10 protein-coding genes, 1 tRNA gene, 1 rRNA gene and 1 pseudogene are annotated in these 11227 nt (G+C 58.1%); all 13 read right to left on the minus strand.

The features are described 5' to 3' along the window. Positions 1–99: 99 nt before the first annotated feature. Positions 100–807 (minus strand): hypothetical protein, encoded by a 708-nt coding sequence (locus HMPREF2674_RS03705; protein ID WP_070824864.1) that lies wholly within the window; start codon positions 805–807, stop codon positions 100–102. 182 nt (positions 808–989) lie between these two features. Continuing rightward, positions 990–1814: a hypothetical protein gene (locus HMPREF2674_RS03710; protein ID WP_070824865.1), complete on the minus strand. Its 825-nt coding sequence runs from the start codon at positions 1812–1814 to the stop codon at positions 990–992. Positions 1815–2193: 379 nt separating this feature from the next. Continuing rightward, on the minus strand, positions 2194–2478 hold the full coding sequence (locus HMPREF2674_RS03715) for an HU family DNA-binding protein (RefSeq protein WP_049334027.1): 285 nt from the start codon (positions 2476–2478) through the stop codon (positions 2194–2196). Positions 2479–2572: 94 nt separating this feature from the next. After that, positions 2573–2878 carry a 30S ribosomal protein S14 gene (gene rpsN / locus HMPREF2674_RS03720; RefSeq protein ID WP_005506731.1) on the minus strand — a complete coding sequence of 102 codons (306 nt, stop codon included), beginning with the start codon at positions 2876–2878 and terminating at the stop codon, positions 2573–2575. Positions 2879–2880: 2 nt separating this feature from the next. Further along, entirely contained in the window at positions 2881–3051 is a 171-nt protein-coding gene (rpmG, locus tag HMPREF2674_RS03725; RefSeq protein ID WP_004005967.1) for a 50S ribosomal protein L33, read from the minus strand. A gap of 3 nt (positions 3052–3054) precedes the next feature. After that, positions 3055–3291 (minus strand): 50S ribosomal protein L28, encoded by a 237-nt coding sequence (gene rpmB / locus HMPREF2674_RS03730; protein WP_004005966.1) that lies wholly within the window; start codon positions 3289–3291, stop codon positions 3055–3057. Positions 3292–4116: 825 nt separating this feature from the next. Further along, positions 4117–4929 carry an SGNH/GDSL hydrolase family protein gene (locus tag HMPREF2674_RS03735; RefSeq protein WP_070824866.1) on the minus strand — a complete coding sequence of 271 codons (813 nt, stop codon included), beginning with the start codon at positions 4927–4929 and terminating at the stop codon, positions 4117–4119. 168 nt (positions 4930–5097) lie between these two features. Further along, positions 5098–5910, minus strand: a complete 813-nt coding sequence (locus HMPREF2674_RS03740) for an ABC transporter ATP-binding protein (RefSeq protein ID WP_049334025.1) — start codon at positions 5908–5910, stop codon at positions 5098–5100. A 191-nt stretch (positions 5911–6101) separates the two neighbouring features. Beyond that, complete coding sequence (locus tag HMPREF2674_RS03745) at positions 6102–8300, minus strand: acyltransferase family protein (protein WP_070824867.1); 2199 nt, start codon at positions 8298–8300, stop codon at positions 6102–6104. 117 nt (positions 8301–8417) lie between these two features. Next, positions 8418–8491 (minus strand) — tRNA-Thr (locus HMPREF2674_RS03750). Positions 8492–8684: 193 nt separating this feature from the next. Further along, positions 8685–9563: a DsbA family protein gene (locus HMPREF2674_RS03755; protein ID WP_049334023.1), complete on the minus strand. Its 879-nt coding sequence runs from the start codon at positions 9561–9563 to the stop codon at positions 8685–8687. 424 nt (positions 9564–9987) lie between these two features. Then, positions 9988–10731, minus strand: a pseudogene (locus HMPREF2674_RS09670) (cAMP-binding protein). A gap of 278 nt (positions 10732–11009) precedes the next feature. Then, positions 11010–11126: ribosomal RNA gene (rrf, locus tag HMPREF2674_RS03765) — 5S ribosomal RNA — on the minus strand. Between the last annotated feature and the right edge of the window lie 101 nt (positions 11127–11227).

Consider the following 11227-nt stretch of genomic DNA (forward strand, 5'->3'; position numbering starts at 1 on the left):
CCCGCACGCATCACGTTCGGATGCGCACGGAGCGTCTTTATAAGTCAGACGGGCTATTCGCTCGCAGAGCGTGACTAGCCGTTGTCAGCTCTTTACAGCTTACTTGGGCTGTGCGGGCTTGACGGGATCAACCTTAGCCTTAGCGGGCTTGGTGGGAACCTTCGGAGCCTGCAGCTGAGACTTCTCGCCGCCCATGATAGAGGTCACCTCACCGGAAGCGTCCACGGTTGCCTGCACGCCGGCGTTGGTCTGGATGCTCCAGGAACCGTCAGCCTGCACGGAAACCTGACCCTCTGCATCCTGGCGGCTCCAGGAACCGTCAGCCTGCACAGCAATCTGGGTGTTGGTGGCGTCGTCCTGAACGGTCCAGCTGCCGTCCTCGGAAACCTCGGAGCCGCTCACGGAGGTGTTACCCGCAGAGTCCTTGGACTCTGCCTTAGCGTTACCCTTGTCGTCAGCCTCGGTCTTGGAGGTGTTGCCCTCGGAGTCCTTAGCGTCTACGGATGCCTTGCCGTCTGCGCCGACCTTGACGTCTGCGGAGTTACCCTCGCCGTCGTTAGCCTTGACGGTCACGTTGCCGTTAGCGTCAACGCTCACGTTAGCGGTTGCCGATGCCGATGCGGAGGAGGAAGCCTTAGCCGAGGAGCTGGAGGTAGCCTGAGTCGATGCGCTGGGCGATGCGGTAGCCGAGGAGCTTGCGGTGGTGTTCGAGGAGGACTGCGAACCACATGCGCTCAGACCCAGTGCGCCTGCAAGGGCGATGGACAGAACGGCGGCGGTCTTCTTCGCTGCGGGGGTAATTGCCATTGTTTTCTCCTAGTGGTTGTTCAATACAGCTGGCTGGCAGGGTGAGGTGTTCGGGAAGGTTCCGCAATATTCGTAAAGAATATTTGAACGTTTATCGGTTAGCCAACCATTTTAATTCTATCGAGAGTTAGGGATTTGACCTACTCAGTGAGCTGAGGGTCGAGCCATAAAAATTTCGCGGCTTACGAGCGGGGCACGACCGGTTGCACGGGGTTCACGGTGGCCCCAGCGGGCTTGGCGGGAACGACGGGCACCTGGATTGTGCCCTGGCCGGTCTGCTTCCAGGTGCCGTCGGCGCTCACCTCAACAACGCTACCCTGGCCGGTCTGCTCCCATGAGCCGTCCGACTTCACTTCAACGGTACCGTTCTGGCCAACGCGTTCCCAGGAACCGTCAGCGTTTACCTCAATGACGTCGCCGTTGGGTGCGTGGTAGCTCCAACCGCCATCGCTCTCAATCTCAATGAGGGTGTAACCGTTAGCCGCGCTGATGGTCCCGCTGGCGGTAGCGGTGGTGCCAGAGTTACCGCTATTACCCCTTGAGGATGCGCTCTCCCCCGCCTTCTCATCCACCTTCGCGGAAGATCCGGAGTTACCCGAGCCGCCGTTGACGGTAGCGTTACCGCTGGCATCTGCGGTGACACCGGTGCCGTCGGCGCCGTTGACGGTGATGCTTCCGTCGGCTCCCGCGGTAACTCCGGTGCCGTCCGCACCGGTGACGGTCACGGTTCCGGCGCTCTGGGTGCTACCGGCGGATGCGGTGGGGCTGGCGGTGGGGCTGGCCTTGACGGTCACCTTTCCGTTGCCCGCATTGACCGCGGCATCTGCCGTGTTGCTTGCCATTGCGGTGGCAGTTGCGGTGGTGGTGTTCGAGGTGTTCTGGGTGCCGCATGCGCTCAGGCCGAGAGCGGCAATAGCGGCCAGGGAAAGGGCGGCCGCGCCGGTTCGAAGGCCGCGGCGAGCGCCTGCGGGGTGATTGTCAGTGCGATGCCGATTGTGTCGTGCCATGTGGGGTCTCCTCTACGAGGCCCCGCGGGGTGCGGGGTGTATGGGGTGTATGGTCGGTGGCAGTTCGAAGAACCCTTCATCGTTCGTCGATGCGATGTTCTCCGATCCGTTGGTATAAGCCTAAAGTGTGAGTCTAAGACTGAGCTTTAGTTAGCTGTGTTTAAGCTGTGTCACTCACCCTCTGCATAAGTATTTTTCCCAGAGCTCCTTGAAATTCGCGTATTTTCGCTCAGCTCATGCATAGCTTTTATGGATTATGAATAAAATTTCTTAAATTTTTCTGTGTGTCCCACAAGGATCTCCCCGAAAAACACCCTGACACACAAAGAAGACCCCCACCTGATGGTGGGGGCCTTCTGCAGATTCAAAGTCTCAAGAATTACTTCTTAGCGACTGCTGCCTTCAGCTTGGAGCCTGCGGTCAGCTTCACGCCGTGACCGGCGGGAATCTGAATGGTTTCGCCGGTCTGCGGGTTACGGCCGGTGCGAGCTGCACGGTCGGTACGCTCAATTGCCAGCCAACCGGGGATGGTGATCTTCTCGCCCTTGGAGACGGAAGACTCGAAAACCTGGAACACTGCGTCGAGGACTGCGTTCACGGTTGCCTGGCTCTTGCCAGACTTCTCTGCAACCTCTGCAACGAGTTCGGTACGGTTCTTAGCCATTAGGGTGCCCCTTCCAGAGACTTAAAAGGTTTGAGTCTAAAGCGAGTGACCGTCGGTAACGACGGAAAACCGTTTAGGAACTAAAATACCAGATTTACCAGCTGGACTTGGTGATGCCGGGCAGCTCGCCGCGGTGTGCCATCTCGCGGAAGCGCACGCGGGAAATGCCGAACTTCTGGAAGGTGCCGCGGGGACGACCGTCAATCTGGTCGCGGTTACGCACGCGCACGGGGGAAGCGTTGCGGGGCAGCTTCTGCAGTGCCACGCGTGCTGCTTCGCGCTCCTCGGGGGTAGCGTTCTCGTCGATCAGGGTCTTCTTCAGCGCGATACGCTTCTCGTTGTAGCGAGCGACGATGACCTTGCGCTGCTCGTTGCGAGCGATCTTGGACTTCTTAGCCATTCTTAGCGCTCCTCTCGGAAGTCAACGTGCTTGCGGACGACGGGGTCGTACTTCTTCAGCACCATGCGGTCGGGGTTGTTGCGGCGGTTCTTACGGGTCACGTAGGTGTAACCGGTGCCAGCAGTGGACTTGAGCTTGATGATAGGACGGAGGTCCTTAGCCTTGGATGCCATTTACTAGATCTTCTCCCCGCGTGCGATGATTTCTGCAACAACGGCATCGATGCCACGAGCATCGATCACCTTGATGCCCTTAGCGGACACGTTCAGGGTTACCTTACGACGCAGCGAAGGAACCCAGTAGGTCTTCTTCTGTACGTTCGGGTCGAATCGACGCTTGTTGCGGCGATGCGAGTGCGAAATGCTGTGTCCAAAGCCGGGAACAGCTCCGGTCACCTGGCAGACTGCTGCCATGTTTCACTCCTTTATTGATTGACTTTTATGACGGTACGCAGTCGATGTTACTCGTGAGCGTCCCGCCACCAATGTAGAAGCACCGGGTTATTCGCCGGGCTAGAGTGTTTGAGACCGTCGCGTGGGTGAGAGGCCACGCATCGATCCCCGCCGCGGGAAAAACGGTGAAGCTTATTAGTGTCGAGAGGCGTTTCCACCACTACGAACAGCGTTAAATTCTAGGTAAACACGGGGGTTCTCGCAAGCTTGCGCGCCGGTATTTACCGTTAAATCCCGCGGAATCTCGGTGTTCTGAGTCGGATGCACCACCTGCACGAGGGAGTGCGCATTCCAAGGGAGTATGCATGACACGCTACGCCAAACATACCTATCCATTCTAGCAAAATCAGGTATTTTTGCAAGTCCAGAAGGTTTTAAGGACCTTTAAATTCAAGGAAACAAGATACTTTCCTGCCCATCTTAAGAACGAACGTTCTGCATGTGACCCGCGATAAATTACACCGTTGAAATTCATGCTGTGAGATTAACAGCTTAAGCCGGATTTAAGCCGAAAACAGCCCCGCACCACCGATTCTGACGGTGTGCACAGGGCTGTTAAACAGGCTTAAACACGCGTTTAAAAAGCTTTTAACTCTCGTTTTAACGTCTCTGCCCCGGTTTTAAAGGGCAGTTTAAGGGTTCTCGGCGGTACGAGTAACAGCGGGTTCACCGTTCCAGTTACGGCGTAGATGCGAGCGCAAATACGGTACAGATACCGCGCAGGACACTCCCCCGGCGTACAGTTTTACACCGTACCGTGAGCCACCGCGCCCCTAGTTCTTCAGCCTAGTTCTTAAGACTTGCCGCGGGCACCCACTGCGGGTACTTGGGGGTCACGCCGTCGCCGGAGCTCGTGCCCTTCAGGCGGCGGCCGATCCACGGCAGGGCAAACTCGCGGACCCAGCGTGCTTCCTGTTCGACCTTCTCACGGGCGGTCAGCTGCACCTCCGGGGGCAGTACCGATTCAGTCACCACGCCGGGCAGGCCCAGCTGCGCCAACACGCGGGATGCGAAGCGTTCGTGGCCGAGATCGTTCATGTGCAGGCGGTCATCAGCCCACAGTCGCCAGTCAAGAAAGTCGGTCCAGCGCCAGTAGTCGATGATATGCGCACCGTGGTCTTCGGCAATGCCACGCAGCAGCTCATTGTAGGTGGCGGTGCGGCCACGGGTGCGGGCGAAGGGTCCCTGACCCTGCACATCCAGGCCCGTAATGGTCAGAATCGTGATGTCCTGGGCGCGCATGGCGGCGAAGGCTTCGTCGACGCGGGTCATGAGCCGGTCAATATCAACGTTGGGGCGCATAATATCGTTGCCGCCACCGTAGAACGTAACAATGTTGGGGCAGAGGTCGAGGGCTCGAGGCAACTGTTCATCCAGGATGGGGCCGAGCAGGCGTCCGCGGATAGCAAGGTTTGCGTACTGTGCCTGCGGGTCTACTGCGCCGAGGCCTTCGGCAACGCGGTCTGCCCAGCCTCGTAGGTTGTTGGGGCGGCGACGGTCAACGTCGCCCACGCCTTCGGTAAACGAATCGCCAATTGCTACGTATCGTACGGATTCGCCGTTGAGCTTGCCGTTGGAGTCTAGGAGCGGGGTCGTCATTGTGTTCTTCTTTCCGGGCGTCTGTAGAGAATAGCCCTTCTATGGAAGAAGCCGGTACACCCGCGCGGTGTACCGGCCTCATCGCTTAGTGCGTCCTGTTATCCAGTATCCCACGATGGGGGCGGGAATCCCAGATATTGTTTTCTTCCCCTTCCCCTCCGCCGCGATTTATTCAGGTATGGATGCGCCCCGCGGATGCGGGACGACCACGACGCTACCGTCATCGAAGGGATCGGTGACCTCGGCCTTTAGCCCGAAAATCTCGTCGAGGTTGGGACGGGTCAGCACGGCGCCGGCCTCGCCCTGAGCGACGATAGACCCCTCCTTCATGGCGACCAGGTAGTCGGCCACGCGGGCGGCCAGGTTTAGTTCGTGGAGGACCATAATCATGGTCGTTCCGCGCTCCTCATTGAGTTCGGCAAGCAGGTCGAGCAGTTCCACCTGGTGTGCCAGGTCGAGGTAGGTAGTCGGCTCGTCCAGCAGTAGAATATCGGTTTCCTGGGCGAGCGCCATGGCAATCCAGACGCGCTGGCGTTGGCCGCCGGAGAGCTCGGTGACCTGACGCTCTGCCAGAGACATGGTATCGGTGGCTTCCAACGCCCAGGCAACCGCCTCGTCGTCTTCGGCGCTATTGCGCTTGAAGAGGCCCTGGTAGGGGTAGCGGCCGCGCGAGACGAGGTCGGCTACGGTAATTCCTTCGGGAGCGATGGGATGCTGGGGCATCAGCCCGACCATGCGGGCAAATCCCTTCATGGAGTATTCGTGGGTGGATTTGCCGTCAAGGGTGAAGTCGCCGTTAAGCGGCTTGAGCAGTCGGGAGACACCACGTAGCAGGGTAGATTTGCCGCAGCCGTTGGGGCCGATAATCGCGGTAATCTTGCCCTTCGGGAACTCGAGGGAGAGGTCTTTGACGATGGTCTTCTCGCCGTATCCGAGGCTAACGTTCTCCACTCTGAGGGTGCGTTCGGTGATTTCCTTCATCGAGTTCTTTCTGCCATATCCGCGGTCTACACACTTAGATTAGCCTAAGCAAGTTCCAAGTTAGTCTATCCTGACCATTCGTTCAAGCGCAGGCGGTTTTCGCGCGGTTTATGACGTTAAAATGCAGAGTCCCCCGACCCGCTGAACGGTTCGGGGGACTCCACAAGGCGCGGGATACTCTAGGGCCGAGGCTAGAGGTTGACCCTGCCTCCCACGAGCCAGCCACCTTCTGCAGCACGTTGGAAGACGGTCTGGGCCATGGTGCGGCCGTAGGTCTTACTCACGTGGTTATCGTCCAGGTACACGTAGATATTGCCGATTACGGCGCTACAGGTCCCGTCGGGGCAGTAGACATCCTTCAGATCCACCATAACAGCACCCTGGTTGCGGTACTTGTCGAAGACTTCCTTTGCGGGGTTCTCGGCGGCGTACTTCTCACTGGCCGGACGGGCGCAGGAGCTCTTGTCGCTTCCAGCCTTCTGACCGCACTCGTAGATGTTGAACTCGAAGCGCGGGTTATCGCGCAGACCGATAACCTGGATACCCGCCTCGGTGAGGCGGTGAACCGTCTCGTCCAGAGCGGGATCGCTCTTCTCCTCATTGGAACGGGCCTGGGCCGCGGTAGCAACCAGAACCACGGTCTGAGGCTTACGCTTGAGGATTTCCTCAGTCAGCTTGGAGTTGAACTCCGAGCATTCGTGAGTGGCGGTCACGGCACTTGTCGGGTACTGGCAACCACCGAGCAGGTAGGCCTGCAGGTTGGTCTTGGTCTGTTCCGCAATGGGCTTGAAAGCGCTGAGAGCCTGCTCTGCGTGGGAGTTACCCACAATCATGGTCAGCGGCGCATCGTCCGCTCCGCTCTTCTGCAGGCTGCAGTAGCTGGCGAGCGCAGCGTCGGAGGGCGCGAAGGCGCCGGTGCAGGTATCGCTGAGCGATTCGTACTGCGCCTTCACATCGCCGCCGGTGGGAATCGGATTATCGATGAGGCCCTGCTGCGCCCCGCCAATAGCGCGCGCACCCGGATAGTTGTCGTTGACGGTCTGAACCTGCAACTCGGCGTTGCGGGTGGACTCAGTGTTCTGCGAGGTTAGCCAGGCCTGCGCGATGAGCAGAGGACCTCCGGCCACGAGGAAAATAGCCAGCAGGAAGGCCACCTGATCGGCCCAGGTTTTCACGGAGAAGACGGTCTTAAAACGCATCTTCATCATGAGCCAGGGAACGAAGGGATCCTTACGGTAGCGCAGCGGCTTCTCCACGTAGCGGATGAGCAGCCAAGCCAGGCCGATAGAGACCAGGATAATAACCGCGCCCTCGATAAAGTTCACGCGAGAGGTGCCCACAGCCGTGCTGTAGAGAATCAGGATGGGCCAGTGGACCAGGTACAGGGCGTAGGAAATATTGCCGAGGCTCTGCAGAGGTGCCGAGGAGAGCAGGCGGTCCACGCCCCAGCGGCTATTAGTGCTACCGGCCATGATGACGAGCGCACCGGAGAACACGGGCCACAGAGCCAGGTAGCCGGGGAAAGCTCGTTCAACCGGCAGGATGGCGCCGCAGGTAACCAGGCCGACGATGCCGATCCAGCCCATCACGACGCGTGCGCGTTCGGGTGCCTTCCATTTGAGGGTGAGCATAGCGAGCAGGGTGCCGATAGCAAATTCCCAGAGACGGGTGCGGGTATCGAAGTAGGCAAAACCCTGGTTGCTATTGGTCTCAACGATGGAGAACGTCAGGGAGGCAACAAAGACCGTGTTGAAGACGAAGACCGCGGTCGTGAAGAGGTTCCCACGGTATCGGTGCACAAAGTAGGCGACGGCAGCAAAAAGCAGGGGCCAAATAATGAAGATCTGCCCCTGGATGGAAAGCGACCAGAAGTGCTGGAAGGGTGACTTCGCGGCGGCGTTCTGGGCGTAGTAATCCACGGAGCTAAACGCCAGGTTCCAGTTCTGGTAGTAGAAAAGGGAGCTCGTGGCGTCCTGCATCATCTGCGACCAGCGGCTGGGCGCAAGCACAAAGAATGAGGCGATCGTTGTGCTGGCGATAACGACAGTCGCCACGGGCAGCAGGCGCTGGAAGACGTGCAACCAGTAGTTGAAGAGTTTGAGGGGCTTGCCTTCGTTGATCTTGCGCATGAAGGAGAGCGAGAGCAGGAAGGCGGAGATGAAGAGGAAGACGTCCACACCGCCGGAGACCCTGCCGAACCAGACGTGGTAGAGCACGACGAGTAGCACCGCGAAGGCTCGCAGGCCCTGGATTTCGGGGCGGAACCCTCGCGATTCGATGAATTCTTCGAGGGGGTAGTCGCCGGCTTCGCGCGGGCGGATGCTGCGCGGGGTGGAGGGGCGGGTTCCCTGCGGCGCGGGGGCCTGCGAGGTTCCGGAGGTCTCAGACATACATGTTCCTCGGATGGGTTGTGGATGTGCGGGTGCGGGTCCCTAGACGCTGTGGACACTCGCTACAACAAAATCCTGATATGCCCGAGGGTGGTCGGCGCAAATCAGGATCGTGAGAGCCTCCTACCGGATTCGAACCGGTGACCCTCTGTTTACAAGACAGATGCTCTGGCCAACTGAGCTAAGGAGGCAACCCGTCCAGTGTACCCTATTCCCCTGCCTCGGTTCCGCTTAGCCGTCCTTATCTCAGGCCGGTCTCACGGACCGATGGTCCGACCTTCACCGGTATCTCATTGAAACTCCGCATCACGCATAGTTCTCGAGAGCGGTTAAAGACCGGGGGTCCGGCAACCGTTGCCGGTTGCCGGACCCACCGAGGGTACATTACTTCTTCTTGGCCTCAATCTTGCTCTTGAGGAAAGCGCTGAAGTCGTTGCTGGTGTACTGGTCACCGTCTACGAAGACGGTGGGGGTACCCTGAATACCGTTGCTTGCGGATTCGGCGTTAACCACGTCCACAAGGGGACGCCACTTGTCTTCGTTCATGTCGGAGCCAATGGAGGCACCGTACTTGGAAGCGATATCGGCGATCTGCTGGTTGTTCATGTCGCCGGTGCCCTGGTGTGAGAAGATCTCACGCTGGTAGTTCAGGAAGTTGCTGGTGCTCACCTGGTTTGCCACAGAGTATGCAGCTGCCGCGTTACGTGCGGAGTATGCGGTGGGCGAGGAACGGTCCAGGAAGGTTAGGTTGCGGATTTCCAGGGTGATAGTGCCGTCTTCGACGAGCTTCTGGATTTCTTCACCGTACTTAGTCTCAAACTCTGCACAGTGCACGCAGTTGTAGTCCTGGAAGATGGTCACGCGCACGGGCTGACCGTTCTTGGCGGCCTCTTCAGCCGTCTGCACGCCCGGGGGCAGGGTGTTGACGGCTGCCGCGGTTCCGTTGACCATGGGGGTCACGGAGGAGGTTGAGGTGGCCAGTTGCTTGAAGTCGCGGGTCTCCTGGGTGGAGGAGTTCTTGACGATTCCGTCCTTGGTCAGCACAATACCGCCGTATTCGTTGGCGCTGGCGGGTACGGGGCCGCTCTCCGCAATCTTGTTGTTCTTGTTACCGTTGACCACAACGAAGCCGATGATACCTACGATAACGAGGACCACGGCGAGTACGCCGAGCTGGAGCCAACGGCGGCTTGCCTTGCTGGGGCTCTTTTTAGCCTGCTGCGCCGCAATCTGACGGGCTTTTTCGCGGGCGTCGGTCGACATGCCTGCTCCTTTGGTTGGGAATATGGGTTGGCGGTTCATCCACTTCTTCTAGCCTACTCGGTGGGAGTATGCTTCTGCCCGATAAAGATTCAGATGCCCCTGTGCTCTTCCAAGCTGGGCACGCCTGTATCTCTACCGGGCGTTCTAGAGCTCAGCTTCCTGCCGCGTATAGCAGCTGAAAGTCATGTCGAGCAGTTCCTATCTCGAGGACAGGTTCTGTCTTATCTCTAGTGTGGACGTACCGCGCTACCCGTCTAGCCTACCGAATGGGTGCCTTATCGGCTAGTTAATACTCTGTCTAAGAAGCTGTGAATCGTGTTCTCACGCTCTCAGTATATTTTCTCTGTAAACTTTTGTAGCATCAGGAAGTGCCCCTCCCTACTACATACGCCGCAAGGCTCCCATCCGGTTCGGCTCACTACCGCTAGGGGATGTTGTAGACTTCTACTCCCCCAATGAACGGACGGGTGTCAAAGTTCCCCTTCCACTCCACGCTCAGGCCGTGCTTCTCCAGTACAGGGATAATCGTATCCTTCATGAGCTCTACGGAGAGCTTCTTGTGAAGGGCACTGATCTCTTCCTTCTGCGCATCACTCAGCGCGTTCCATTCATTTTCGTCCCTGGGGTAGGCGAGGAACGAACCGAATCCGACGTAGGTGCCGCCGCTCTCTGCGAGGCTTTCGGCGTCCTGCTGGTGGAAGTAGATGTATCCCTTCCATTCACGGCTATCGTCGATCTCATCCCAGATCTCTGCGGATGCGCAGGTACCGCATCAGGTGAAGTTCTGCCGTGCGATAACCCCTTCTTCTTCCAGTGCTGCGAAGGCACGGTTAAGGTTCGAGTTCTTCTGCATCTCGGGGGTAATACCCAGCTCAGCGGCGAATGCACGACGACGCTTGATGAGCTCTTCCACGTAGCCCTCTACACGCTTTTCCCAGAGCTTGCTGTCTTCATTCTCACCGTCATATTCCAGCCCGAGTACGTCCATCACATTATCGGTGATGGTTTCTACGTACAGACCGGTATCGGATTCGCCCATGAACAGGAGGGGCCAGATGGGCCAGAGTAGCTCAGCTTCGTCTTCTTTGCTCAGTCCCCATTCTTTGGGGAGGGGCGGGTCGAGGCGTTCTTCGCTCCAGCGTTCGTAGATGCTCTTCTCATCGGCCATGATGATGCTCCTTTGCTTGCTCTCTACTCGTTGGAGTAGAGATGTGGACTGCTCTTGTTGTTAAGGTATCAAGACTTTCTCTACCGTGCCCTCTACCTCGTCATTCGGACGAATCTATGACAGCTTCCAGAGGTTCCCTGTACCGCCTAAGACCTGTCTCCTAGGCTCCAGCCATGCTCCTCAGCTTCTTTGCTTGAAGGAGCAATCTTTCGCTCTAAGAGTTTTTGGGTACACAAAAAGAGGGGAAGACCTCTAAGGTCTTCCCCTCTTGAATAAAAAACCCGCGGCGACCTACTCTCCCACACCCACAAAAGTGCAGTACCATCGGCGCAAAGAGTCTTAGCTTCTGGGTTCGGAATGGAACCAGGCGTTTCCCTCTTGCTATAACCACGGAAAATCTAGCGAATAACTTCGTTATTCAAAATTTCCGAATAAAAAGCCTCAGCCTCCAGAAGGAAGCCCAGGGTTGTTATCCAAAAACCATACAGTGAACGCA

Source organism: Rothia sp. HMSC062F03, from assembly GCF_001836905.1.
Taxonomy (GTDB): Bacteria; Actinomycetota; Actinomycetes; order Actinomycetales; family Micrococcaceae; genus Rothia; species Rothia mucilaginosa_A.

What these genes read in the sequence shown, in the direction of transcription:
- rpsN (WP_005506731.1), bottom strand. Translation starts at nt 2,878, where the DNA reads ATGGCTAAGAAGTCCAAGATCGCTCGCAACGAGCAGCGCAAGGTCATC.
- HMPREF2674_RS03705 (WP_070824864.1), bottom strand. Translation starts at nt 807, where the DNA reads ATGGCAATTACCCCCGCAGCGAAGAAGACCGCCGCCGTTCTGTCCATC.
- HMPREF2674_RS03710 (WP_070824865.1), bottom strand. Translation starts at nt 1,814, where the DNA reads ATGGCACGACACAATCGGCATCGCACTGACAATCACCCCGCAGGCGCT.
- HMPREF2674_RS03715 (WP_049334027.1), bottom strand. Translation starts at nt 2,478, where the DNA reads ATGGCTAAGAACCGTACCGAACTCGTTGCAGAGGTTGCAGAGAAGTCT.
- rpmG (WP_004005967.1), bottom strand. Translation starts at nt 3,051, where the DNA reads ATGGCATCCAAGGCTAAGGACCTCCGTCCTATCATCAAGCTCAAGTCC.
- HMPREF2674_RS03745 (WP_070824867.1), bottom strand. Translation starts at nt 8,300, where the DNA reads ATGTCTGAGACCTCCGGAACCTCGCAGGCCCCCGCGCCGCAGGGAACC.
- rpmB (WP_004005966.1), bottom strand. Translation starts at nt 3,291, where the DNA reads ATGGCAGCAGTCTGCCAGGTGACCGGAGCTGTTCCCGGCTTTGGACAC.
- HMPREF2674_RS03740 (WP_049334025.1), bottom strand. Translation starts at nt 5,910, where the DNA reads ATGAAGGAAATCACCGAACGCACCCTCAGAGTGGAGAACGTTAGCCTC.
- HMPREF2674_RS03755 (WP_049334023.1), bottom strand. Translation starts at nt 9,563, where the DNA reads ATGTCGACCGACGCCCGCGAAAAAGCCCGTCAGATTGCGGCGCAGCAG.
- HMPREF2674_RS03735 (WP_070824866.1), bottom strand. Translation starts at nt 4,929, where the DNA reads ATGACGACCCCGCTCCTAGACTCCAACGGCAAGCTCAACGGCGAATCC.